Raw genomic sequence first — 25,216 nt, 5'->3', positions numbered from 1 at the left:
TATATTATGATAAAGTTATTAACTGTTTTTATCCTATGATCATTCCTGCAATAGTAGCCGAAATTAAAGAGGCGATAGTACCACCAATCAAGGCTTTTATTCCAAAACGAGACAGTGTCTTACGTTGCCCTGGTGCTAACGAACCAATACCTCCAATTTGAATGCCAATAGACGCAAAGTTAGCAAAGCCACAAAGCATATATGTTGCCATAATAATCGACTTTTCGTATGTTAAATGTGTTGCGGTTGCTACGTTTTTAAGCTCAGCCAATTGGATGTAGCCAATAAACTCACTTGCTGCGAGCTTGATCCCTAACAATTGCCCCATGAGTGCCATGTCTTCTGTCGCCACGCCTATTAACCACATGAGCGGTGCGAACAGGTAGCCTAATAAAAATTCTAGAGAGAGTCTGTCGTAGGGCGTATTCGCGGCGATAACGTCATTAAGTGAGGTAAAACTCCAATCGAGATTCATACTTTCTATTACCAAACCATCAAACCCAGCGAGACCTCCTAGAATGCCGTTGATCATAGCGATAAAGGCGACAAAAACCAATAACATGGCGCCAACATTAACGGCGAGCCTTAAACCTTCTGTGGTGCCGTTCGCAATAGCTTCTAAGATATTTGAGCCAATTTTTTCTTGAGAAACATTAACATCGGTATTAATGGCTTCGGTTTGTGGATAGAGTATTTTAGAAATGACAATAGCACCCGGGGCGGCCATAACTGAGGCTGCCAACAGGTGTTTAGCATAAAACAATTGAAGGGCTACATCTTCACCACCTAAAAAGCCAATATAGGCGGCTAAAACAGCACCGGCCACGGTAGCCATACCACCGATCATAACCAATAGGATTTCAGACCTATTCATTTTTTCCAAATAGGCCTTAATAAGCAAAGGGGCCTCGGTTTGACCTAAAAAAATATTTCCAGCAACACTTAAACTTTCAGCACCGAGAGATGCCTAAAATTTTTGTTAGCAATAATCCCATCCCTTTTACTGCTTTTTGAATGATGCCGAGGTAAAACAATACAGAGGTTAATGCCGAGAAGAATATGATGGTAGGTAATACTTGAAAAGCAAAAATGAAACCGAACGAGTTCACATCCAGCATGCCGCCAAATAAAAACTCACTTCCTGCTTGAGTAAACCCTAGGATTGCAATAAAGCCTTTTCCTATAAACTCGAAAGCCGTTTTTATAAAGGCGATTTTTAATACCCCAATGGCAATAACCAGTTGAAAAACTAAGCCTAACCCAACCGTTTTCCAGTTGATGGCTTTTCTGTTGCTACTAAATAAAAAGGCAATAAAAATAAGCGAAATCATTCCTAAAATACCACGCCGGAGACTACCAAAAGAAAAGCCTTGACTAGGGATGATAGGGCTGGTGTTTGTGGTTTCAGTTGCAGGAGACGCAACTTGCAAATCGTGATTTTTAAAAGTATATACTGCGTTTTTTTCGGCGAAAACTAAAGAGGAATCGGTTTTTACTGAGATTTTGAATTTTCGAACCGTATCTATAGGTGTATTGAAGTAGAAAACCAGTAAATTGTTTTGGTGTAAATAATCACCGGAGGCTCTTTCATTGGCATCAGTTGCCAAAATTTTGAACGCGCCGTCTTTTAATTCTAATGTTTCTGAGGTAGAAAACAAGCGATTTTGAGAGGTGTTTTCTAAAGAGTCTACTGTCCAAGTTCTGTTAATATCTTGCGCTAAAACAGAAGCTATTCCAAAAAAAATAGCTGTAACAGCTAATAAAAAATGTTTCATAAGGTGTTTATCGTTTAGAAATCTCATCTCTAATTTTGGCAGCTTTCTCATAATCTTCATTATTTACGGCTTCATCCAAAAGGTGTTGCAGTTCTTCAATGGTATGCGACTTGTAATTTTCTACGGGATCCGTTATTTCTAACTCTTCATTGATAATGTCTTCTACAAAGATGTTTTCACGGAGACGTTTCATCATCTTTATTGGGATCTACTTTTAAATAGATTCCAGCTTTATCTAAAATATTTTTATATGTGAAAATAGGCGCTTGAAAGCGTAATGCCAATGCGATAGCATCACTTGTTCCGGCATCGATAATTTCCTCAATTTTGTCACGTTCGCAAATCAAGCTAGAATAAAAAACACCATCGACTAGTTTGTGAATAATCACTTGCTTAACAACGATATCAAATCGGTCTGCAAAATTTTTAAAAAGGTCGTGCGTTAACGGTCTTGGCGGTCTAATTTCCTTTTCTAATGCGATCGCAATAGATTGGGCCTCGAAAGCGCCAATGACAATAGGGAGTTTTCTATCTCCATCTACTTCATTTAATATCAAAGCGTATGCGCCATTTTGTGTTTGGCTGTATGATATTCCTTTTATTTTTAGTCGTACTAAACTCATAGGTTAAAAATAAAAAAAACGGTTTAAATTGTAAAAAGTAATTTAAACCGCTTTTTTACGAGCACAATTTATAAAAAATTAAGCGTTTGCCGCTTTAAATGCTTTTAATTTTTCGATAAGTGTTGGTACAACTTCAAAAGCATCACCAACGACACCGTAATCGGCAGCCTTAAAAAATGGTGCTTCCGGATCGGTATTGATCACTACTTTTACTTTAGAGGCGTTAATTCCTGCTAAATGCTGAATGGCTCCGAGAGATGCCTATGGCGATGTATAAGTTTGCGGCCACTGGTTTTCCTGTTTGTCCTACGTGCTCTCCATGGGGTCTCCAGCCAAGGTCAGATACTGGTTTTGAGCAAGCAGTCGCTGCGCCTAATACACTAGCAAGTTCTTCAATCATGCCCCAGTTTTCCGGTCCTTTCATCCCACGTCCTGCAGACACTACTATTTCTGCATCCGCGATGGTTACTTTATCTGTAGCTTTGTCAACGGATTGTACCGATACTCCGGACTCTGGAATGGCTGGTGAAAAGTCTTCTGCAGTCGCACTTGCGGCAGTCTCAACTAAACCAAAAGAGTTGTTAGAAACACCAACCACTTTAATGTCTGTATCTATAGTGGTAATGTTAAACGCTTTGTTTGTAAATGCAGTACGTTTCACGGTGAACGGGGAAGTGCTTGATGGAGCTTCCACAACATTCGAGGCATAACCCGCATGTAAATTAACCGCTAAAATAGGAGCCAAGTACTTGCTATCTGCACTTTGACTAACAATAACAACCTTAGCGCTTTCTTTTTCTGCGGCTTGTTTAATAGCTGCAGCATAAGATTTTGCATTGAAGGTGTCTAAAGCCGTATTGGATACATTCAACACTTTATCGACGCCATATTTTCCTAATTCACTAATATCCGCAGCATTTACTGCAATAGCAGTAACCGTTGTTCCCATTTGGTTGGCAACAGCTTTGGCATAAGAAGCCACCTCAAAGGCTGTTTTCTTAAATTTTCCGTTTTCTGATTCTGTATATACTAAAACTGACATAATTTTATTTTTTTTATTCCTGCCAAGACAGGAAACTATTAGACTTATTTGTGGGTTCCTGCCTTAGCAGGAAATACAAATTATATAACTTTAGCCTCGTTATGTAACAAGTTAACTAACTCATCTAAATTTCCTGGATCTACTAAAGTGACCGCGCCTTTTGGTGCTGGCTTTTCAAATTTTATTGATGTCGTTTCAGTCTCTGCAGTAGCTGGTTCTAAAACGGTTAAAGGCTTTTTACGCGCCATCATGATCCCTCTCATATTGGGGATGCGTAAATCACTTTCTTCTACCAATCCTTTTTGTCCTCCAATAACTAAAGGTAAACTAGTGGTTACCGTTTCTTTTCCGCCATCAATTTCTCTAATAGCAGTCGCATTCGTACCCTCCAAATCTAGGCTAATACAATTAGTAACAAAGTTTGCATCGGTTAATTCGGCTAACATCCCTGGTACCATGGCACCATTATAATCTATAGACTCTCGACCCGCAATAACTAAATCGTAACCGCCATCTTTTACTACTTTAGCCAATTCTTTAGCGACCTGAAAACCATCTTTGGCTGCTGTGTTTACTCGAATGGCTGAGTCTGCACCGATGGCTAAAGCTTTTCGTAATGTTGGTTCCGTTTCAGGACCGCCTACATTGACAACATCAACACTTGCGCCTTGCTTTTCTTTAAACCACATCGCACGAGTTAAACCAAACTCATCGTTGGGGTTGATTACAAATTGAACACCGTTCGTATCGAATGTAGAATCTCCATCTGTAAAGTTAATTTTCGATGTAGTGTCTCGGAACGTGACTGATACACACTAAAATTTTCATATTTCTATAATTAAATTAAGACTATTTTATTTGAGAAGGCTAGAACGATAACATTATCGCGTGTTATGGACTTTACGCTTCAATTTTCAAGTTACGAAGATAATTATTTTATTTTGGAAATATACTATGCGTGCATAATAAATTTTAAATAATGAACAAAGAAAGGCTCCTGCAAATTAATTTACAGGAGCCCAGTTATTTTGATAGTCGAACAAAATTACATACTTGGAATCATTTTAAATTCTCCATCAGTAATTTGTATGATGTCATTCTCATCAGCAAGATTTTTCAATGTTACTGAGAATGTGCCTTCTACAATTTGTGAGGCGCTCCAAAGTACTTCTCCCACATAGGTGTTAAATGGTGTTGATTTTGTAATTTCAAAAGAACCATTAGTTTGTTCAACACCAGCAGAACTGTAATAAGGCCCATCTACAGCATTAGCTGCGTAAGTGATAGCGATATCTCCCGTTGGTCCACTATCTGAAGACTCACTGATGGCAAAACCATAGTTTCTTAATGGAAATTTATTATTGAAGGTTTCCAATTGGCTATCAGAATCTGTACACAAGTGAAATCTAACAAAATTGATGCCTGCACTAGGTAAATTGTCATTGTCAAAATTAGGATAAACACTCAGATCGTAGTTAAAGCCGCCAGTCTCTCGGATAGTAAGCACAAACTGCTGACAGGGTAGTGCTTTTTACTAATTGATAACTTAATGTTGTCGCCTCTTCTTTTTGTCCATAAATAAATGGAACGTCATCTATTTTTCCGTGACATGAAATAGATGTAATTGTTCGTGTCTGTTCCTTCTTGGTTTTCGTTGTCATCGCTACTATTACAGCTTAACATTATTAATCCAAGGGCAATGAAAATTGTTTTTTTTAACATAAATATAGTTTTATTAGATTTTGAGAATGTCAAATATATATTTTTTCATTTTATTCGTAATTCTTTTATTCTTATTTTTGTGCTTCAATTTTCAAGACGAATATGAAGACAATTCAATTTAGAGAAGCTATTTGCGAAGCCATGAGTGAAGAGATGCGCAGAGATGAGAGCATTTATTTAATGGGAGAGGAAGTAGCAGAATATAATGGTGCTTACAAGGCTTCTAAAGGGATGCTTGACGAGTTTGGCGCAAAACGTGTGATCGATACGCCTATTGCAGAGCTAGGTTTTGCAGGTATCGCTATTGGTTCTACCATGACTGGTAATAGACCCATTGTAGAATACATGACGTTTAATTTCTCTTTGGTTGGGATTGATCAAATTATAAATAATGCCGCAAAAATTAGACAAATGTCTCGGTGGGCAGTTTAAATGTCCTATTGTTTTTAGAGGCCCAACAGCTTCGGCAGGACAATTAGGAGCCACGCATTCTCAAGCCTTTGAAAGCTGGTTTGCAAATACACCAGGTTTAAAAGTCGTGGTACCTTCCACACCTTATGACGCAAAAGGGTTATTGAAATCTGCCATTCGTGATGATGATCCCGTTATTTTCATGGAAAGTGAACAAATGTATGGCGATAAAGGTGAAGTTCCGAGAAGGTGAATACACGATTCCTCTAGGTGTTGCAGAGATAAAGCGAGAAGGTACCGACGTTACTATCGTGTCTTTCGGGAAAATTATAAAAGAAGCTTATAAAGCAGCAGATGCATTAGCAAAAGAAGGTATTTCATGTGAGATTATTGATTTACGTACAGTGCGCCCTCTAGATAAAGAGACCGTTCTAAAATCGGTTAAAAAAACAAACCGTTTGGTGGTTTTAGAAGAAGCTTGGCCTTTTGGTAATGTATCCACAGAGTTAACTTACATCGTACAATCGGAAGCTTTCGATTATTTAGATGCCCCCGTGGTAAAAATTAACACAGCAGATACGCCAGCTCCTTATTCACCTGTATTATTAGAAGAATGGTTGCCAAATAGTGACGAAGTAGTAAAGGCCGTTAAAAAGGTCATGTACAAGAAATAAAAATTAAAAATGGTTACTTAAAACTTCATCAGCATAATTGTTGATGAAGTTTTTTGTTTATATTCAACACTTATGAAATTGAAATTCCTTTTACTCATTTTATGCTTCGGAAGCCTTTCCGCGTTAGCTCAAACGAAAGTGAGTGGTCATATTTACGATGAATCTAAAGCACCCATTGCTTACGCCAACATTTATTTCCAAGGGACGAGTATAGGGACCATTACCGATGAAAACGGAACCTTTTATCTAGAAAGCGATGAAAGCTATGATGTTGTCGTTTTTTCTTTTATAGGGTATAAAACACAAACCGTTACCCTCGATAAGAAAGTGAATTATGAATTCAATGTTACTTTAAGCGAAGATGCAGCAGCGCTGGATGAAGTGATATTAGTCACGGGAAAACAACCTAAAAAAAACAATCCAGCGATAGATATTTTAAGAAAAATCGGGCCAATAAGCGTAGTAATGGTTTAAAACAATATAAACAATATCAGTACGATAAATACGAAAAGGTAGAGTTTGACTTAAACACTATTGATAGTGCCACTGTAAATAGTAAGCTGTTTCGCGGTATGGAATTTGTTTTTGAGCAGGTGGATACCTCGAGAGTAACGGGTAAAACCTATTTACCAATGTTTATTAACGAGGCTTCGAGCGAAGTGTATGGTGATAACGTGATTAAAGAAAAGCGGGAAATTTTAAAAGGTAATAAAAATTCGGGCTTTAGTAATAATCAAATTATTATAGACTTTATTGATGATTTATATAGCGAATATGATGTCTATGAAAACTACTTAAAGTTTTTTGATAAGAGCTTCACGAGTCCACTATCTAGAACCGGTATTCAGGTATATAATTATGTCTTGGCAGATAGTTCTTTTATAGATAACAAATGGTGCTACAATATTATATACTATCCAAGACGAAAAAATGAGCTCACGTTTAAAGGCGATTTTTGGGTGGCAGATACGACGTATGCCATTAAGAACATAAACCTACAAGCCTCGAAAAGCGCAAATATTAACTGGGTTAAAGAGATTTATATAGAGCAGGAATTTGAAGTTTTAAATGATTCTGTTTTTTTAATAAAAAGAGATTATTTTATGTCGGACTTTGCTATCAACAAAAAGGAAAAGTCAAAAGGCATTTATGGAAAACGAACAACTTTATATAATAATTACCAATTTGATAAAGTAAAGGACCCAAAATTCTATAAGGAGAAAGTGTATAGTTTTGATGAAGACCTCTATAATCAAGACGATGCGTTCGGGAAGAGAATAGAATGGAGCAGCTAAGTAAAGATGAAAAAGGCGTTTACGTCATGCTAGACTCTTTAAAGCAAACCAAAAAATTTAAAAGCTTATATAATTTAGGGAGCATTTTAGCTTCAGGTTATATTGAATTTGATGATTTAAATCTAGATGTGGGGCCCGTGTTTTCGGTTTTTGGATACAATGATGTTGAAGGTGTTCGAATTAGGGCAGGTGGAAGAACCTATTTTGGTCAAAATGATTTATGGCGCTTAGAGGGATTTACTGCGTATGGTTTCAAGGATAATAAATTCAAGTACGGTATTTCAGGGAAATGGTTAATAGACAAGAAAAGCCGATTAATAATCTCAGGAGGAAATAGAAGAGATGTCGAGCAAATAGGTGCAAACTTAACATCATCAACCGATGTTTTAGGTAGAAGTTTAGCTTCTTCTTCCGTCATTGGTACTGGAACCAATGATAAATTAACGAATGTTAATTTATCTACATTAGCGATAGAAGCAGAACCCTTCAGGAATTTTTTAACACGAATAAGCGGCACTTACAGAACGTTAGAATCTGCATCACCAACCTTCAGTCTAGATTACTATACTGATGCTGCTCAAACGACAACGGAAAGTGAAGTGAAACAATATGAGACTGCTGTATCGCTATCTTATTTCCCAAAACGTGAAATGACAGGTTTTGGTGTTGAGCGTCGCACAAAAAACGATGATTTTGCACGACTATTTGCACAGGTTACCGAGAGGTGATAAAAGTATTTTAAGCAGTGATTTTGATTACACAAAATTACAAGTATCATATTTGCAACCTTGGGCTATTGGTGCTTTTGGGCGTTTAACCACAACTGTTGAGGTGGGTAGAACCTATGGTGAAATTCCGTTAGGGTTAATGAGTGTGATACCTGGAAATCAAACCTATTTCTCAATTTACAACACCTTTTCTCAATTGGATTTTTATGAATTTGTAACCGATGAATATGCGACATTACATGTGGAGCATAATTTTAACGGCAGATTGTTTTCTCGTATTCCTTTCTTGAAAAAATATAATTTAAGAGCTATTTTAGGTTTTAGAGGGGTAGTGGGTGATGTTTCTCAAGAGAATCGAGAGATCAACGCCTCAGGTTTAGTGTATCGCGCACCAAGCAAAGAAGCGTATTATGAATATAGTGTTGGGGTTGGGAATATTTTCAAAATCTTAAGAGTAGACTTTAATTTTAGAGGAAATTACCTTAATCCGATTACAAATCCGGACGCTAGAAAGTTTGGGGTGACGGGAAGTTTTGGGTTTTATTTTTAAAAGATATAGATACTAAATGTTAGGTGTTTTGTGAAACAGAAAAGCAGTGGTGTTTTTTTAAATTTTGCTGAGTTTATTTGATAATACCCCAAAAAAAGTCATATATGTAGTATTTTTATTTACAGTGCTGTTATCATGTTCAAAAGAGGAAGATAGCAACCCCAGTGTTAATAATAACAATACCGAAAATCCAACTTCACATATTCAAGCTACAGGACGTCTCTTAAAGTGCTGCTGTCTAATACGAACTTTTCCAGTCTCATAATTGAAGTCGTGTTTGTTGAAGGTTTTGAACCTGCTCAAGCGAGTATTAATAACTTCGTGTCTTTTTTTAGAAGAAAGAACCTATAAGCCTAATGGTATTACCGTAGAAAAACGAGGGATTCCTTCACCAGGAATGTCTCCTTATAGCAATGCAGAAATTAGAAGTATTGAAGACAACAATAGAACAAAATTTAATACCACAAACCAGATTGCTGTTTGGGCCTTTTTTGCAGATGGCGCCTCCGCTAGTAATTACGGAAGTGCCGTGGTTTTAGGAACGGCCTATAGAAATACATCCTTTGTAATTTATGAAGAAACGATAAAAAATCTCAGTAATAGCGCATTCGAACCTAATAGAACGGTTCCGGAAACGACAGTAATTAATCATGAATTCGGGCACCTTTTAGGCTTAACCAACTTGGGAGCACCTTTACAATCCAATCACGAAGATGCAGAACACGCTAAGCATTGCAATGTTGAGACTTGCTTGATGTTCGGGCTTCAGAAACAGGATCGGGTATCGACAATCTTATTGGTCTTAGCCAAGCACCACAATTGGACGCCCAGTGTATTGCCGATTTACAAGCAAATGGAGGTAAATAATAGTAACTAAAAAAAATAAAAATGAAAAAACAAATAGTAGTATTAGCGGTCTTATTTATAACAGTAATGGGTTTAAATGCACAAAAAGCTGCAAAAACAACCGAATCCAATTTTGGTATCAAAGGCGGCTATAATTTAGCTTCAGTAAAGTATGATGGCGAAGCAGAGACTGGCCAACGTCATGGCTTTAATGTAGGTTTTTATGGAGAGTCTTTTATTAACGAGGTACTGGCATTGCAAATTGAATTTCAATATTCACAACAGGGATATGAAATTAGAAATGATAACGCAACATTTACTCAAAATGTAAACTATATAAACCTGCCTTTACTCTTCAATATTTATCCAAATAAAAATTTCTTTTTTGAAGTAGGGCCCCAAATTGGTTTAGCTATTTCCCATAAAGAGGAGTATGATAGCGCGTTTAACTTATTTGATACTTCTCAGGAGTTTAACCCAAATAAATTTGATTACGGTGTGAATTTTGGCGTTGGATTTAAAACAGATTCGGTGTACGTATTGGAGCAAGATACCATTTAGGCTTAGGAGATGTGTATGACGATGGAAAACCTAAAAACAGAGTGTTACAATTTACTTTAGGTTTCGATTTGTAATATCACAACAGAACAAGACTAAAATATTTCTTGCCCATACTTAAATCATTACGTACTTTTGCAGCCCGAAAAACAGTAGGTTTTTTAAGAGGATTAAGTATTAACAAATAAGATTCCCACCGTCGTGGGAGTGAAAAAATAAATTTTTCAATGAGTCCAGCAGGAAAATTAACGTTCGACGTTTTAATAGAAATACCAAAAGGGAGTAGAAACAAATACGAATACGATTTTGATTTAAAGAAAATACGTTTCGATCGTATGCTGTTTTCTTCAATGATGTATCCGGCAGATTACGGTTTTATTCCGGAAACGTTAGCATTAGATGGCGATCCCTTAGATGTTTTAGTTATGGGAGGGGAACCAACATTTCCCATGTGTGTTGTAGAGGTAAAACCTATTGGTGTCTTTCATATGGCAGATGAAAAAGGACCAGATGAAAAAGTGATTTGTGTGCCAGTAAGTGATCCTATTTGGAACAGTTTAAATGATTTATCTGATATGAATCCACATCAAATTAAAGAAATTGAACATTTCTTTCAGGTTTACAAAGATTTAGAAAAGAAAAAAGTAGATGTTGGCGGTTGGGGAGATGCCAAAGAAGCTTACGAGATTTTAAATAAATGCATCGAGCGTTACGAAAATAGTGCGCATAAAGCGAATGGAGACTTTACTATCTAGTGAAGTATTTCAACAAAAGAAAAGCCTTTCAAAACTTATTTTTTGAAAGGCTTTTCTTTTTAACTTAGAAAATGATTTAAACCCAAAACAACTTATTATATTTGTACTGTGATACAGTTAGTAACCTTTTTATTTATCAGCGGCGCAGAAATAGCAGTCATACTACTTATAGTGGTTATGGTATTTGGTGCCGATAAAATTCCAGAAATCGCCCGCGGGTTAGGAAAAGGCATGCGCACACTCAAGGACGCTACTAATGACATTAAAAGTGAAATCACAAAATCTGCTGATAAACACGGCATAGATACGAGCATCACTAAAGATGTCAATGAAGAGCTAAAAAAAGTAAAAGACGATCTTGAGGATTTTACAGGCTCAATCCGTCGTAAACTATAGATTTTAGAAAATTCCCTACAAAAAATCACCATTTTCATATTTTAAATGCCAAAAAAATGTTAAATATTTAATATCTTATGGGTCTAATCCATTAAATGATATTAAATGAAAACCATTTTTTCAAAACTACTTTTATTAGTAGCAGTATGTATTGTGTCTTCTTGTGCAGAGGAAACGACCAATGATTTTAAAGAAATCGAACAACAAACTATTGATCAATCCCAGCCATTAACCATTGCTGAGATTAATGCAGAAATCGAATCACAACTCAATAGAGGGCAGGAATTTGATTGGGAAAACGAGTCCGATCATTTTCTTTGGAGTGCAGTTATTCACGGGAATAATATTCTAACTGTAGGTTATGGTAGCGAAAATGAAAGTTATAGTGAAAATCGTTCGGCAGCCTTAGAAACAAAGAAAGATAATATCTTAAAAATTGTTGAAACTCATGAAAACTATATCCGAGGAAAAGAAACGGTGGTGGAACATGAAATTATTAATGTAATAGATGTGAGAGTCGAAAATATTAAAACGATAGAAACATTAAGAAAAGCAAAAAACGTGCGTTATTTAGAGCCCAACGGATACAATCATTACGGTACCGATAATGTCATGCGTTCAGATTCACGGTTGTAGCAAAGCAGCAGAGTCTATAAATAGCTCACATTATAGTACTATAGCACCAAATAACGCACAGGTGGCTTGGAATTTTTACGAGCACAACATCCCTCAAGCTTGGAATTATAGTACAGGTGCAGGAGTTACTATTGGTTTAATTGATACCGGGGTCTCTCAATCGCAATCTCTATTAAACGCTGGTGGCATAAACGATGGATATTCTACTGGACGGGTTGTGGAAAAGTATGGGACGTTTATAGATTCTGCCTGGTGGTGGTCTAATAATTATGATGGCCCTCATGATAAATGTGGACATGGTACACAAATGGCATCAACGATGGCAGCACCAAGGAACGATAATGCCATGCCTGTAGGCGTAGCATATAATTCAAATTTAGTGGCTTATCGCGCCACAGAAGATGTGTTATTAAACGACTACCATGAACGTAAAGGAGTTTCTAAAGCATTAACAGAATTAGCGAATAGAAGTGATGTGGACATTATTTCAATGTCTATTGGTTATGTATGGTCTATAGGGAACATAAAAGATGCAGTGAAATATGCGTATAGTAAAAATAAATTAATTTTCGCAGCTGGTGGAACGTCTACGAGTTTTACTAATGGTTTTGGTGTTATTTTTCCTGCGACTATGAGTGAAGTTGTTGCAGTAACTGGTGTAGATGATGGCTCCAATTATGAAAGATGTGAAACTTGCCACAGTGGAAGTAAAATCGATTTCACTATTATCATGGAAGGAGATAACGATACTAGTAAACATCCCCCAGTTTTAGGCTTTTACGACAATCAAAGGAGTTACACCGGTGGTTCCTCTGTAGCAACTGCAACAGTTGCAGGAATTGCGGCTCTCGTATGGTCAATACACCCAACATGGAGTAGAACACAGGTGCTTAATAAATTAAAGCAATCATCAGATTTCTATCCTAATAAGAATGGTAGTTTTGGCTATGGAAATATTGATGCCCTGCAAGCCGTACAGTAACCACATGTATACTATTTAAGTTTACAATATAAATTGAAAGCCTCGAGACGTCTCGAGGCTTTTTTTACAAAGGGGTCTAATGTGATTTTTATTTCCAATGGTAGTTCTTCTTCTCTCCTTGTGTTTTTATAGCTTTAATCATCGCCTGTTCTAAGTTATTAGTCTGTCCTTTATTGGCTTCAAGGATAAAGGCCATTCGCTTGGTGTTTAATGTTTGTATTTTATTTTGAATGGTTTCGCGCTGCGCTTTCTTTTGAGAGATGTAAGTCTTAATTTCCATTTCAGATTTGCTCCTTAATACTTCAGGTAATTTAGATTTATCAATATTTTTATAATCAAAACTGGTTTCTTTTGATGCATCCACCAAATCCCATATGGCATTTTTATATAGGTGTGAACTTTTACTTACCGTTCTACTTACTGCATTAGCGCTACTATACGCCTCAGCATTGGTGTCTTGTTCTGCCTGTAAATTCATTTTTTCTCTCCCTATTTTTCCGTAAGCGACATAGGTTTCGTTTAATTTTTTGTTTTCTTTTAAAATAATGTCATCATAAGGAGTAGAAATATGCACGGTTTCTTGATTGTGATCAATAGCCATATAATCTCCATGTGCTAAATCTGCGCCATCCTTCCAAAAACTAGAAAGGCCTTGGGCGTAGTTACCACAAAAAATAGTGTTTACTGTAATGTCTTTGTTGTGTGCACGCTTAGCCGCATCTTTGTAATTAATCTTACCCTGAGTAAAAGGTTCATTTCCAGCGATAAAAATAAATTTCAGATCGTCAGGGTTATCATCCCACTCTAATTGATCTAAAGCCGTGTTAATAACGTAACCGCAATATTCATCACCACCGTTAGTAGTCAAAGAAAACAGCTGTTTAGAAATTTCATCTAAATCACTACTAAAAGCTAGAACTTGACGCACATAACCGTCGTTAGCATTTAGTCTCGCATTACCGTATTCGTAAAGGGCAATGAGCAAATTAGGTTTCTTCTCGTTACATTTCGCATAGGATAACTCGTTTACAATCTCCCAAAGTTGTGCTTTAGCTTGATCTATTAGACCGTCCATACTATTACTGGTGTCTAATAACAGTGCTACTTTAACGTATTGTTTGTTAGTTTTATGTGTGCCTGTTTTCGCTATTTCATTTAAAGCAAAAGTCTCCTTTTGTTTTTTGTTATTGGCATTGCAAGCGGTTATACTGCATACGGTGAGCAAAATTAAGCTCATTTTAGAAATTGTTTTCATAAGTTTTATTGTTCTAATTTTAATTCTGTGATGTTAATGTTCCCTTCATCTGATACCATAAAAAATCTGTTTTTAATCACCTCTTTTTCTTTAGGTTGTTCGCTTTTTTGCTTTTCTATGTATTGTAATTTTATCTCCATGCCTACTTGAATAACAGGTTCAACAATAGCAGGGTTTAAAACCACATCATATTCTTTAAATGATAAGGGCTCGTAATAATAAGCGGTTTGTTCTTTTGCGGTGAGTACCCCTTTGCTTTTCTTTATAGCTTCTAATGAAATACAGTTAAAAGCTTGGTAGTTTTTGTAAAATTCTTTCGGGAAATAGCAATATTTTGTATCAGCAATCATAGGTTTATAAAGACTTAAATCGAAACCCATGTCTTTGTAAAATTGTTGCTTTTCTTGTAGTGCTTTTAATATTTCCATTCTTAAAGTCGTGTAAACCGCTTTAATGTCATTAATAAAATAATCGACTTTTACTAAGTTGTAGATTTCATTGTTGGCACAAGCCGACAGGATTTTTTCAAATTGATTGACTTTGGTAAACTTCACATGAATGTTTTGTTGTAATTCAAAGCCCACAGGAACTTCATTGTATTTTTTGCTAAATAATTTGTTTTCAACAACCGTCTCGTAAGCCGGCACAAAGGAAATAACATCAATGACAATGTCGTTGTCATTTATACCGTGAGCCATTAATTCTATTTTAACCTTATTCACACGCTCAGTCATTAAATTATTAGTCTGTTCACTGGTCTCTCCAATTTGAACCATATTAAAAACAGCCGTGTAAGCATCTGCAACGACATTATTAAGTGCTTTTACATCAATAGTAATGTTAGCATTTGGGACTAATGGTTGTTGTCTAAAGTTAGTAATAGCATTACCATATGATTGTGGGTTAGCGAGATAGGTACTACTCATCACATTCTGTCTTGATATAGTAGGAGCATTGCCTTTAATTTGTGCAGAGGCCAATGTGCTCAACATTACCAATAGTAAATACATTTTTATTTTCATGATGTCTTTTTTAGATTAGAGGTAAATTTATGATCAATGTTTAATAGAAAAAATCGACAATGAGTGAACGCTAGAGAAGAATGAGTAGAACTCAATTATCAATGAGTAAACAAGGGGAATAAATAATATTTTATACGAGATTTAATAAAATGGTATTTTAATATGCCAATTAAAGGGTGTAAGTTTATCGCATAGAAATTAAAGATGAAACAAATTATAACCTATCTCTATCTTCTATTTTTGTTATGCGGCCAAAGTGTTTTAATGGCTCAAAGTACAGAAACAGAAAAACGTGGTAATCGCGCCCGAGACCTTTATTTTTCGGTGAGCGGTTTTGTGCGAGAAAATGACACTTATAAACCGGTTAATGGTGTAAACATCCAAGTTAATGGAGGCGCCTATACTTCTTCAAATTTGGCTGGTGAATTTCGAATTAAAGCTAAAAAGGGCGATGAGCTGATCATATCACATGAAGATTTTGAAACCATCTATTACATCATTCAAAATGACGCCTCTATTACTGTAGATGTCATGCCTCGAAAAGTGCCTAGTGATGATAGTCTTTTCAAATCTAAGAAAACAAATTCATTTCATAAATTAATTGACTCAGCAACCGCATACAAAAAAATTTCAGCCGAAAAAAGTATGCGATTTATTATTGAGAGTATAAAAAACAGCAGTTCTGTTAAAGAAAATGCACAGGCTTTTGAAGTATTGGGTGATGTAAATATGTATTGGAAACAGTACGATCTCGCAGTGTCTAACTACCGTATTAGCTTAAATAGTTTCCAGTCTAATAAGGTAAAACTTAAGTTGGGTGAGGCGTATATGTACAATAATAATTATCAGGAAAGTGTGGCTATTTACAAAACACTCAATAAGAATGAATTATCTAATTACCAAAAAGTAGAATTATTTGAAGGATTAGGAGATGTTTATTTTAAAATGAATGACTACAAAAAAGCCATTGCAACTTACAATGAAGGTTTAAACCTTGCGCAGCAACATTTAATAACACCCAAAGTCACCGACTTGAACTCCAAAATTGCGCAAACTTTTGATGCCAGTGGAAGCATAAAAGAAGCCAAAGCTTTTTATAGTAATTCACTCAACTTGGCTTCAAAACAAAACAAAAAACGTTCTGTTGAAGAAAAAATAAAGGTGGCCGACTTCAACAATTCTAAAGCGGAATATGACGATGAGATTAAGCTAAGGGAGGAAGCTATTCTTGATATACGAGATATAGAAACAGAAGCTGCTGTAGACAACGAAAGTGATTTTACAACGCAAAAGCAAAACTATAAAATAGGCAACGCCTTATTTCTTCAAAAGAACTACGTGGAAGCCATTCCATATTTAGAAAAAAGTATTGCTGAAGCAGATAAGCGAGAGGACTTAGTCGTCGTGAAGGACGCTAAAAGAAAGTTGTCTGAAGTATATGATGTGACTGGGAACTATGAGAAGGCCTACGAAACCTACAAGGCATACACCGCGTCTGTTGAGGAGCTATATGTTAAAAAAAATCAAGAGATAGCCCAAGCCGCAAGATATGCTAAAAGGATTGCTGAAAATCAAAACCGTATCGTTTCTTTAGAAAAAGACAGGGAATTATCGGAAGGGAAATACCAGCTCAATATTGAACAAAATAAGAATCAGAAAATAATTATATATTCACTTATTGGCGGTTTATTACTCTTATTGTTAACGGCTTATTTAATGTATAAGTATATAAAACAGCAAAAATTGGCGAATAATCTACTCGCATTAAAATCGCTGCGTAGCCGGATGAATCCGCACTTTATTTTCAATGCACTAAACTCGGTAAATAGTTTTATTGCCTCAAACGATGAACGGACCGCCAACAAATATTTGAGTGATTTTTCTAAGCTTATGCGTGCGGTTTTAGAAAATAGTGAGGAAGATTTTATTCCGTTACAAAAGGAAATAGAATTACTAGAATTATACACTAAATTAGAGCATTTTAGATTTCAAGACAAATTTGATTATAATATTTCGGTCGATAAGACTATCGCTATTGACAATTATAAAATTCCACCCATGTTGTTACAACCTTATATTGAGAATGCTGTATGGCACGGGTTACGTTACAAAAAAGAAAAAGGCTTTTTAGACATTGCGATAGTTAAAACAGGGGAGGATGAAATCGCTATAACCATTTCCGACAACGGTATTGGACGAGAAAAAGTCTCAAGCCTTAAAAACTGAAAATCAACAAAAGCACAACCCTAAAGGCATGGGTAATATTAAAAAGCGAGTGTCCATTTTAAATGAAATGTATAAAGATAGGGTAGGTGTGTTCCTTTCAGATTATCAAGTAAAAGGAGACAGGGGAACAAAGGTCGTTGTAACTTTAAAGAAGGATTAAATTGACTAAACCGGAAACTTCAGGGCTTAAATCTTGAGCTTCTAAAACATAAAGGCATATGAAACTAAAAGCAATACTAGTAGAAGACGAAGAGACAAGTAGGGCCATCTTAAAAAATTATCTTGGTAAATATTGTCCTACTGTTGAGGTTGTAGGCGAAGCATCAAACATAAACGAAGCCTTAGAGTTAATACGAGCCCAAGAATTAGATTTAGTCTTTCCGGATGTCGAAATGCCTTACGGAAATGCATTCGATTTGTTAGATAAAGTGGGCGATCGCCATTTTGAAACTATTTTTGTCACTGCTTACAACCATTATGCCATTGATGCTTTAAATGCCCATGCCTCATATTATTTAATGAAACCTATTGCTATTGATGATTTAATAAAGGCGGTGGACTATGTGGTGGAAATAAAAACAAAAGAAGACGCGTTACAAGATCAGGTGCTAGTGCCAAACACCAAAACCAATATTGATGGAAAAATCACCATTCCGCAGCAGAATGGTTTTGAAGTGATATGCACCGCCGATATATTGTTTTGCAAAGCAGATGATAATTATACCGAAATTTACCTTAATAATAACAAGAAGAAAGTCGTTAGTAAGACACTTAAGTATTTTGAAGAAGCATTACAAGAATCGAGCTTTGCTCGTGTACATAAGAGCTATCTTGTTAACGTCAATGAAGTGGTTAAATACGTTAAAGGCAAAGGAGGAAGCGTTATTTTAAGTAATGGAAAAGAAGTGATGGTGTCCCCTTCAAAGAAATCTGATCTATTAGCTTATTTTAAATAAATGTGGGATCATGATAGCCTCTTCATTTATAAAATATTTAATATTATGCGATTTAAATTTATAGTGAACTAACATTTAGATCCTATCTAACTTAAAAGGACACTCACTAATTTAGTTAATGATCGTCTTTAAATTAAAGAAATATATGCCAATAATAAAACCAGTAAACGGAAAATCACCAAAGTTACCTGACGACTGTTATATCGCAGAAAACGCCACCATTGTTGGGGATGTAGAAGTAGGGAACCAATGTAGTATTTGGTTTAATGCGGTAATAAGAGGTGATGTTAACTACATTAAATTAGGAAACAAGGTCAATGTACAAGATGGGGCAGTGGTGCATTGTACTTATCAAAAGTATCCAACAGTTATTGGTAATAATGTCTCCATTGGTCACAATGCCATTGTTCACGGGTGTACCATTCAGGATAATGTATTGATAGGGATGGGTAGTATTGTCATGGATAATTGTATCGTTGAAAGTAATAGTATTATTGCGGCAGGCGCTGTGGTTACGAAGAATACCAAAGTAGAATCCGGTAGTATCTATGCTGGTGTGCCTGCAAAAAAAGTAAAGGACATTAGCCAAGACTTAATTCATGGCGAGATCCATAGAATTGCTGAAAACTATGTCAAGTATTCCGGTTGGTTTAAAGTGGAGTAACCTTTGCTTTATCATGAGTTTTATGGGCGTGAAGCGATGGATGGACTTTTTTGTTATAAATAGTCCGTTTTTATTTTAAATGAATAGTTTTTCAGAGGGGCTATTTCTACGGTGTTATTAATGAGAACTATTATATAGGAATAGCAGAACCATTTTAATTTCTAAAACTTGAGGGACTCAACATTAAATTGGTCACCCAAAAGCGATTGCATTACTTCGGTATTTTTTACATTGATGTAAAATTCATTTTTAGGTATTTTGCTTTCAGTATTTAACAGATTACTTGTTTCTAAAACCACTTTAGTTTGTCCGGCTACTGCTAAACCGGAATCAATAATTTTAACGTGATTAGGGAGTAGTTCTAATAGCCCTGGTATTAAATAGGGGTAATGAGTGCAGCCTAAAACCAAATAATCAATATTGGCCTTCAACATGGGTTTTAAGTAGGACTCAAGTAATCCTGTCATTTCCGGACTTCGGGTTTTTCCACTTTCAATAAGTTGTACAATACCCTCTCCTATTTGCTCTATAATGGTAATGCTATTGGCGTATAAATCTGATGTTTTGTGAAACAAGGCGCTTGATAGCGTGCCTTTAGTTGCTAGAATCCCAATGGCTTTGGTTTGTGTTTGCAAAGCAGCGGGTTTTATTGCTGGTTCAATACCTATAATGGGAACATTGTATTTTGCTCTTAAAATAGAAATGGCATTTGTTGTGGCTGTATTGCAAGCAACAACGATAAGTTTGCAACCTTTATTTAAAAGTAGTTCTGTGTTTTTTATGGATAATTCTACAATCTTCTGTTCGCCTTTTGTACCATAAGGGGCATTAGCGCTGTCTGCGAGATAAATTGTGTTTTCGTTTGGTAAGAGCGCATGTATTTCTTTAAAAATAGAAGTGCCCCCAACACGAGAATCGAATATGCCAATAGGTTGTTTACTCATAAAAATGTATCACCTTATAAAAATACAAAAGCCGACTTAATAAGTCGGCTTTTAGTCATTTATTTGTTGAGGTGTTTTTAGATACCTAACTCTTTTTTTACATCTGCCATAAGGTCTTTTCCTTCAGCCATGATTACACCGCCACCTTGAGCAGAATCTAATACATAATTAAACCCTTGCGCTTTTGCTACTTTAACAATAGCAGCTTTCGCTTTTTCTGTAATAGGTTTTAATAAATCAAACTCTTTCTTTTGTAATTGTTGCTGGGCATTAGCACCGTACTGTTGGATTGCTAATTGATCAGCTTGTACTTCTTCGTAACGCTTTTCATTTTCTTCTTGCGTCTTAGTAGTTGCTTCTGCTTCATATTGCTTCATTTTTGTTTGAAGCTCAGCACGCATAGCAGCAATATCTGCTTCGTAAGTTTTACCAACTTTTTCCATATCTGCCTGAGCAGTCTTCATTTGTGGCATCGCTTTTATAAGCTCTGAAGTATTAATATGTGCTACTTTTGATTGAGCAGATACAAAACTTGTTGCTCCAATAAATAATGCTGCAGCGATAAATAGGGTTTTAAATTGTTTCATTTTAATAATAGTATTTGTGTGTTATAAATATTAATTGTTATTGTCTTAGTTTCCGTCGTCTCGGAGCACTCTCTTTTTCTTCTTTTGCTTTTTTACGGTCTTCTAAGATTTTCTGTCTTCTTTCTTCAAGTTCTTTTTTTCTAGCTTCTCTATCTGCTAGTTTTTTTTGTCTGCGTTCTTCTAATATTTGTTCTTTTGTTTTTGGAGCGTCATTAGAAGTCGCCTTTTCATCTCCATTTTCATTTTCTAGTTCTTCATCATCAGTATTCTCTACATCTGCTCCTGTATCATTTCTTTCCTCTAATTTCTCTTGCTGAGCTTGTTCTCTCTCTGCTATAAGTTGAGCTCTTTTTTCAAGGGTCGCTTTTCTGCGCTCTTCTACTAACTTCGCACGAGCTGTTTTCTTATCTTCGGCTAGTTGTTCTCTTTCGTCTTTAGCTTCATTAATTTCTACGGTAACATCTTCCGCTTTAGCTTCTTTCTTGTCTTTTTTAGACTTGAGTTGATTCCTTCTTGCAGATCGCGTAATGGTTCTTAGCACTTGCTCACTAATATCAAAGCGTTCTGCTGAATATAACATTACCACGTCAGCAGACTTGTCAAATACGAAATCGTAGTTTTTTGCTTTAGCAATATCTTGAACGGCCTGGAAAATTTGATCTTGAACCGGCTGCATCAATTGTCGCTTCGGATCATTAAGTCTCCGTCTCGGGCCAAATCGTTTTTGTTGGTAGTCTAAAATTTCCTTTTCTTCAAACGTGATATCTTCTTGTCGTTCTTCAATAAGCTCTTTAGTTAAAAGTGCCTTTTCATTATTTAGATCTTTTCGTTTTTGCTGGATAGCACTTAATTTTGTTTCTATCTCACCTTTCCACTTTTGTACTTTGGATTCTAACTGTAAAGTCGCCTCTGCATACTCTGGTACGTTTTCTAAAATGTATTCAGTATCGATGTAACCAATTCTTACGCCACGTTGTGCCTGTGCTTGAAAAGAGAGCATCAATACCATTGTCAATAAAAAAAGAACTTTAAATTTCATGTGGCTATATTTTAAATTTATTAACTGTTTAACTCAAAAAAATACAGCTAATTGTTGTCGAACTGTCTTATTTTAAATTACATAGTTTCAAAATAACGAATTTTAAATTTAAAAATTTTAATTATTGTTCCAAATCCTCGAAAACTATATTGAAAATATCGTGCCAAAAATAAAATTTTGTGTGAAATAAAAGGTGTTATGTATTAAAATTGTTGTCCTATTATAAAGTGTGTTTCCCAGCCATGCTTAATTGTGTTGCCTGGTAAAGGATCAAAACCATGTCCGAAATCAATACCTAATAAGCCAAATGCTGGCATAAATACTCTAACGCCTAATCCAGCAGAACGTTTTACATTGAAAGGATTATAATCTTTAAAGTCAGAATAGGAAGCCCCTGCATCTAAGAACCCTAAGGCATAGATCTTTGCCGATTGTTTTAAGGTAATAGGATACCTTAGCTCTAAAGAAAATTTATTATAAATCGTGCCACCATCATTATCTGATAAGGCTTGATTAGGATAGCCTCTCAAAGCAACAGCTTCTCTACCATCTAAACTATAGGTGCCTAAGCCATCACCTCCTAAAAAGAAACGCTCGAAAGGAATAATACCTCGATCCTGATTATACGCACCTAAAAAGCCAAATTCTATGGTTGATTTAAACACAAATTTATCAACTAGCTTGGTATACCAGTCTCCTTTGAATTTAATTTTATAGAATTCTAACCATTTGAAGCGCTCTTGATCAATTTCTGAAATTCTATTAGATGCAGCTGTTCTATCATCAATACTGTTAGTAGGGTCGTTGATAAACTCCGTCTTTTCGTCTCTCTCGGTGGCAAGCGATTCATAATCTACCCCGTTAAACAAGGAATATGGCAACGATAATTTACCTGTTACTGAGAAGTTTGATCCACCTGTTGGGAAAACAGGATCATTAAACGTGTTATTTCTTGTTAAACCAACAGTGTAAGAGAGGTTATTTGAGTACCCATCTCCAAAAGTAAAAAGACCAGTGTTGTAATTTTTTAAGTTATAATGTTGAAAACTGACTGCTTGTGATAATGTAAAATAATCATCAGGAACAGATAAACGTTTTGCCAAACCAACGGTTAATCCCGTAATGTTAAATCTTCTGTCTTTATCGGCACTTCGAGTTTGTGGGTTGTATAAAAACTGTTTAGTATGTGACAGAGATGTTGAAAATTGGACTGGTTTTTTTCCTCCCATCCAAGGTTCAGAAAATTGAAAACTATACGTTTGGTAAAAACGACTCGCTTGTAAGCGCAAAGCTAGTTTTTGGCCGTCCCCCATTGGAATGGGTTTGTAAGCCTCTTTATTAAAGATATTCTTAAGTGAAAAGTTGTTAAATGACAAGCCTAAGGTACCAATAAAGCCTCCGCCACCGTAACCACCTTGCAATTCTATTTGGCTTGAACCAGATTCTACAACAGCGTATTCCATATCTATAGAACCTTCATCTGGATTGGCATTTTTAAAGTTAGGTGAAATTTGCTCTGCATCAAAAAAGCCTAACTGACTTAATTCACGTACTGTTCTAACCACATTAGCTTTACTATATAATTCACCTGGGCGTGTTCTTATTTCTCTATATATAACATGATCGTTAGTTTTCTCGTTACCCACTACAGTTACTTTATTAAAGTATACTGGCTTACCTTCAGTAATTCTAATTTCCATGTCTATAACGTTGCCATCTGCATTAATTTCTACAGGATTAATTGTAGAAAACAAATAGCCATGATCTTGATAAAGATTAGTAATATCAGCACCATCTGGTCTTGAATCATCTGCAATACGCTTTTGTAATAACACCCCATTATAGGTGTCGCCTTTTTCTATACGCAATTGACGTTTTAAGAACTCATCACTATAGATGGTGTTCCCTATAAAGGAAATGTCCCCAAAGCTATACTTTTCTCCTTCTTCTAGTTTAATATTTAAACTAATAGTTTTTTGATTATTTATAATTAATGTGTCTTTAATTATGCGGGCATCACGATAACCATTTTCTTTGTATTTATTAATGATGCTAACCAAATCTTCTTTGTAGTCTGCTTCTATATACTTTGAACGTTTTAAAATACGAAGCAGTTTTTTTTGCTTCGTATTCTTCATGGCTTTTTTTAGTTTTTTATCACTTAGAATGGCATTGCCTTCAAAATTGATTTCATCAATTTTTACCTTCTCTCCTTTATCTACAGTTAACACCATATTTACTCCGGCTTTGTCTATAGAATCTTGAACGGGTATGGTGTTGATATTTACTTTAGTATTAAAGTACCCTGCTTTCTTATTCTTATTTTGAATGTAGTTTTTCGTTGTGGTGATTAGGTTTTCGGTAACTTTTGCTCCTTTTTGAAGTTTGTTTTCTTTAAGAAGCGCTTCTTTTTTGCTCTTTTTTACGCCAACAACTTTTATTTCGTTTATTTCTCGGTAAATCTGACAGTCTTATTTCTAAGTAAGCAGCATCTCCTTCCACCTTAAGCAGGTAGACTTCAATATCACTAAAGAGATTTGTATTCCACAATTTTTTAATCGCCGCGCTAATTTCTTCTCCAGGAATTAAAATTTGGTCTCCTTTATTTAAACGAGAAAAGGCAATGATGGTTTGCTCACTAAAACTTGTGTTTCCTTTTACAGTGATTTCTGCGATGGTATATTTTTTGCCATCATCGAAAGATAAATTTTGGGCTTGAGTAAAAAAGCTAAATAAGAATATTGTAGCGAATAGTGTAAATTGTAGGAATGTTTTCAATTGTAATTGTTTAACTAATTTGTTCACTTGTTTTTCCAAAGCGTCGTTCTCTATTTTGATATTCTATAATGGCATCACAAAAGTGTTGCTTTGTAAAATCGGCCAAAGTATTTTAGTAAAATACAATTCAGCATAAGCGATTTGCCATAATAAAAAATTACTAATGCGTTGCTCTCCACTTGTTCTTATAAGTAAATCAACATCTCGGTAAATTTTGCGTGTAAAGATGCTCATTAATAATCGATTCATCAATATTTTCCGCAGAAATTATATTATTTTTAACTTTAACACTTATTTCTTTGAAGGCATTTATCATTTCTGCGCGTGAGCCGTAGCTTAAAGCTAAGGTTAGTGTCGTACGATTGTTGCTTTTTGTGCTTTCTATAACCTCTGTTAGTTCTTTAAGAACTTTTTTAGGCAAGGTTTCTAAGTTGCCTATGGCCTTAAGTTTTATGTTGTTTTCATGAAGGGTTTTTATTTCTTTCTTCAATGAAGATACTAGTAGCCTCATTAAAGTGTCTACTTCGAGTTTAGGCCTGTTCCAGTTTTCGGTAGAAAAAGCGTAAAGTGTTAAGTTTTCTATCCCTAGCTCTGCCGCAGCCTCAACGGTCTGTCTAACAGCCTTTGTTCCGTTTTCATGACCGACAGCACGGAGGAATCCTTTTTGTTTGGCCCAACGCCCATTACCGTCCATAATTATGGCCACGTGTTTAGGTAAAGCGTTTGTATTTATGTTTTTTAAATCCACATTT

16 protein-coding genes and 9 pseudogenes are annotated in these 25,216 nt (G+C 35.6%); 12 read left to right on the top strand and 13 right to left on the bottom strand.

The window, feature by feature from the left end; all coding sequences use genetic code 11:
• Positions 1 to 28: 28 nt before the first annotated feature.
• From N7U66_RS09780 to N7U66_RS09755, 6 genes and pseudogenes are all read right to left on the bottom strand, one after another.
• A pseudogene (locus tag N7U66_RS09780) lies at positions 29 to 1,775 on the bottom strand (NupC/NupG family nucleoside CNT transporter).
• Between the two features lie 7 nt (positions 1,776 to 1,782).
• Positions 1,783 to 2,398, bottom strand: a pseudogene (locus tag N7U66_RS09775) (bifunctional nuclease domain-containing protein).
• A 78-nt stretch (positions 2,399 to 2,476) separates the two neighbouring features.
• Positions 2,477 to 3,440: pseudogene (locus N7U66_RS09770) on the bottom strand (electron transfer flavoprotein subunit alpha/FixB family protein).
• Between the two features lie 80 nt (positions 3,441 to 3,520).
• Positions 3,521 to 4,268, bottom strand: a pseudogene (locus tag N7U66_RS09765) (electron transfer flavoprotein subunit beta/FixA family protein).
• Positions 4,269 to 4,485: 217 nt separating this feature from the next.
• Positions 4,486 to 4,947 carry a hypothetical protein gene (locus N7U66_RS09760; protein WP_267678329.1) on the bottom strand — a complete coding sequence of 154 codons (462 nt, stop codon included), beginning with the start codon at positions 4,945 to 4,947 and terminating at the stop codon, positions 4,486 to 4,488.
• An 83-nt stretch (positions 4,948 to 5,030) separates the two neighbouring features.
• Positions 5,031 to 5,162: a hypothetical protein gene (locus N7U66_RS09755; protein ID WP_267678328.1), complete on the bottom strand. Its 132-nt coding sequence runs from the start codon at positions 5,160 to 5,162 to the stop codon at positions 5,031 to 5,033.
• A gap of 102 nt (positions 5,163 to 5,264) precedes the next feature.
• Between N7U66_RS09755 and N7U66_RS09750 the strand changes: the two are divergent.
• The 8 genes and pseudogenes from N7U66_RS09750 to N7U66_RS09715 all read left to right on the top strand — a co-directional run bounded on the left by N7U66_RS09750 (position 5,265) and on the right by N7U66_RS09715 (position 12,993).
• A pseudogene (locus tag N7U66_RS09750) lies at positions 5,265 to 6,247 on the top strand (pyruvate dehydrogenase complex E1 component subunit beta).
• Between the two features lie 72 nt (positions 6,248 to 6,319).
• Positions 6,320 to 8,820 (top strand): annotated as a pseudogene (locus tag N7U66_RS09745) (DUF5686 family protein).
• Positions 8,821 to 9,100: 280 nt separating this feature from the next.
• Entirely contained in the window at positions 9,101 to 9,697 is a 597-nt protein-coding gene (locus N7U66_RS09740; protein WP_267678327.1) for a zinc metalloprotease, read from the top strand.
• An 11-nt stretch (positions 9,698 to 9,708) separates the two neighbouring features.
• A pseudogene (locus N7U66_RS09735) lies at positions 9,709 to 10,301 on the top strand (porin family protein).
• Between the two features lie 150 nt (positions 10,302 to 10,451).
• Entirely contained in the window at positions 10,452 to 10,979 is a 528-nt protein-coding gene (locus N7U66_RS09730; protein WP_267678326.1) for an inorganic diphosphatase, read from the top strand.
• Positions 10,980 to 11,087: 108 nt separating this feature from the next.
• Positions 11,088 to 11,375, top strand: coding sequence for a Sec-independent protein translocase subunit TatA/TatB (locus N7U66_RS09725; protein WP_267678325.1), 288 nt, complete (start codon positions 11,088 to 11,090; stop codon positions 11,373 to 11,375).
• 105 nt (positions 11,376 to 11,480) lie between these two features.
• Positions 11,481 to 12,011 carry a hypothetical protein gene (locus N7U66_RS09720; protein WP_267678324.1) on the top strand — a complete coding sequence of 177 codons (531 nt, stop codon included), beginning with the start codon at positions 11,481 to 11,483 and terminating at the stop codon, positions 12,009 to 12,011.
• A complete protein-coding gene (locus N7U66_RS09715; RefSeq protein ID WP_267678323.1) occupies positions 11,983 to 12,993 on the top strand; it encodes a S8 family peptidase in 1,011 nt (336 codons plus the stop codon). Before N7U66_RS09720 ends, N7U66_RS09715 begins: the two co-directional genes overlap by 29 nt.
• Positions 12,994 to 13,081: 88 nt before the next feature.
• Here the strand turns inward: N7U66_RS09715 and N7U66_RS09710 are convergent, their stop codons facing one another.
• Entirely contained in the window at positions 13,082 to 14,248 is a 1,167-nt protein-coding gene (locus N7U66_RS09710; protein ID WP_267678322.1) for a vWA domain-containing protein, read from the bottom strand.
• 5 nt (positions 14,249 to 14,253) lie between these two features.
• The gene (locus tag N7U66_RS09705; protein ID WP_267678321.1) at positions 14,254 to 15,270 is read right to left on the bottom strand and encodes an SIMPL domain-containing protein; all 1,017 of its coding nucleotides are present in this window, start codon (positions 15,268 to 15,270) and stop codon (positions 14,254 to 14,256) included.
• 204 nt (positions 15,271 to 15,474) lie between these two features.
• Here N7U66_RS09705 and N7U66_RS09700 point away from each other — a divergent pair, with 204 nt between their 5' ends.
• The 4 genes from N7U66_RS09700 (at position 15,475) to N7U66_RS09685 (ending at position 19,116) form a co-directional block, all read left to right on the top strand.
• Positions 15,475 to 17,496, top strand: a complete 2,022-nt coding sequence (locus N7U66_RS09700; protein ID WP_267678320.1) for a histidine kinase — start codon at positions 15,475 to 15,477, stop codon at positions 17,494 to 17,496.
• The gene (locus N7U66_RS09695) at positions 17,462 to 17,656 is read left to right on the top strand and encodes a hypothetical protein (RefSeq protein ID WP_267678319.1); all 195 of its coding nucleotides are present in this window, start codon (positions 17,462 to 17,464) and stop codon (positions 17,654 to 17,656) included. Before N7U66_RS09700 ends, N7U66_RS09695 begins: the two co-directional genes overlap by 35 nt.
• 58 nt (positions 17,657 to 17,714) lie before the next feature.
• Entirely contained in the window at positions 17,715 to 18,452 is a 738-nt protein-coding gene (locus N7U66_RS09690; protein WP_267678318.1) for a LytR/AlgR family response regulator transcription factor, read from the top strand.
• A gap of 145 nt (positions 18,453 to 18,597) precedes the next feature.
• Positions 18,598 to 19,116 carry a gamma carbonic anhydrase family protein gene (locus tag N7U66_RS09685; RefSeq protein WP_267678317.1) on the top strand — a complete coding sequence of 173 codons (519 nt, stop codon included), beginning with the start codon at positions 18,598 to 18,600 and terminating at the stop codon, positions 19,114 to 19,116.
• 161 nt (positions 19,117 to 19,277) lie between these two features.
• On the opposite strand, the gene murI is transcribed toward N7U66_RS09685, so the two are convergent.
• From murI to N7U66_RS09660, 5 genes and pseudogenes are all read right to left on the bottom strand, one after another.
• Positions 19,278 to 20,060: a glutamate racemase gene (gene murI, locus N7U66_RS09680; RefSeq protein WP_267678316.1), complete on the bottom strand. Its 783-nt coding sequence runs from the start codon at positions 20,058 to 20,060 to the stop codon at positions 19,278 to 19,280.
• Positions 20,061 to 20,137: 77 nt separating this feature from the next.
• Positions 20,138 to 20,647 (bottom strand): OmpH family outer membrane protein, encoded by a 510-nt coding sequence (locus N7U66_RS09675; protein ID WP_267678315.1) that lies wholly within the window; start codon positions 20,645 to 20,647, stop codon positions 20,138 to 20,140.
• Between the two features lie 37 nt (positions 20,648 to 20,684).
• The gene (locus N7U66_RS09670; protein WP_267678314.1) at positions 20,685 to 21,686 is read right to left on the bottom strand and encodes an OmpH family outer membrane protein; all 1,002 of its coding nucleotides are present in this window, start codon (positions 21,684 to 21,686) and stop codon (positions 20,685 to 20,687) included.
• A gap of 203 nt (positions 21,687 to 21,889) precedes the next feature.
• Positions 21,890 to 24,503, bottom strand: a pseudogene (bamA, locus tag N7U66_RS09665) (outer membrane protein assembly factor BamA).
• Positions 24,475 to 25,212: pseudogene (locus N7U66_RS09660) on the bottom strand (isoprenyl transferase). The pseudogenes bamA and N7U66_RS09660 overlap by 29 nt, the downstream one beginning before the upstream one ends.
• Positions 25,213 to 25,216: the final 4 nt, after the last annotated feature.

Origin of the sequence: Lacinutrix neustonica (genome assembly GCF_026625145.1) — a bacterium.
In the GTDB taxonomy this organism is placed as follows: domain Bacteria; phylum Bacteroidota; class Bacteroidia; order Flavobacteriales; family Flavobacteriaceae; genus Lacinutrix; species Lacinutrix neustonica.
Note: the sequence above shows the minus strand (reverse complement) of the source record. Positions and strands in the feature narration are given on the sequence as shown.

Excerpts from the sequence above, each read along its gene's own strand:
- N7U66_RS09720 (WP_267678324.1), top strand. The coding sequence starts at position 11,481 with ATGAAAACCATTTTTTCAAAACTACTTTTATTAGTAGCAGTATGTATT.
- N7U66_RS09715 (WP_267678323.1), top strand. The coding sequence starts at position 11,983 with ATGTCATGCGTTCAGATTCACGGTTGTAGCAAAGCAGCAGAGTCTATA.
- murI (WP_267678316.1), bottom strand. The coding sequence starts at position 20,060 with ATGAGTAAACAACCTATTGGCATATTCGATTCTCGTGTTGGGGGCACT.
- N7U66_RS09705 (WP_267678321.1), bottom strand. The coding sequence starts at position 15,270 with ATGAAAATAAAAATGTATTTACTATTGGTAATGTTGAGCACATTGGCC.
- N7U66_RS09700 (WP_267678320.1), top strand. The coding sequence starts at position 15,475 with ATGAAACAAATTATAACCTATCTCTATCTTCTATTTTTGTTATGCGGC.
- N7U66_RS09690 (WP_267678318.1), top strand. The coding sequence starts at position 17,715 with ATGAAACTAAAAGCAATACTAGTAGAAGACGAAGAGACAAGTAGGGCC.
- N7U66_RS09730 (WP_267678326.1), top strand. The coding sequence starts at position 10,452 with ATGAGTCCAGCAGGAAAATTAACGTTCGACGTTTTAATAGAAATACCA.
- N7U66_RS09675 (WP_267678315.1), bottom strand. The coding sequence starts at position 20,647 with ATGAAACAATTTAAAACCCTATTTATCGCTGCAGCATTATTTATTGGA.
- N7U66_RS09710 (WP_267678322.1), bottom strand. The coding sequence starts at position 14,248 with ATGAAAACAATTTCTAAAATGAGCTTAATTTTGCTCACCGTATGCAGT.
- N7U66_RS09670 (WP_267678314.1), bottom strand. The coding sequence starts at position 21,686 with ATGAAATTTAAAGTTCTTTTTTTATTGACAATGGTATTGATGCTCTCT.
- N7U66_RS09685 (WP_267678317.1), top strand. The coding sequence starts at position 18,598 with ATGCCAATAATAAAACCAGTAAACGGAAAATCACCAAAGTTACCTGAC.
- N7U66_RS09755 (WP_267678328.1), bottom strand. The coding sequence starts at position 5,162 with ATGTTAAAAAAAACAATTTTCATTGCCCTTGGATTAATAATGTTAAGC.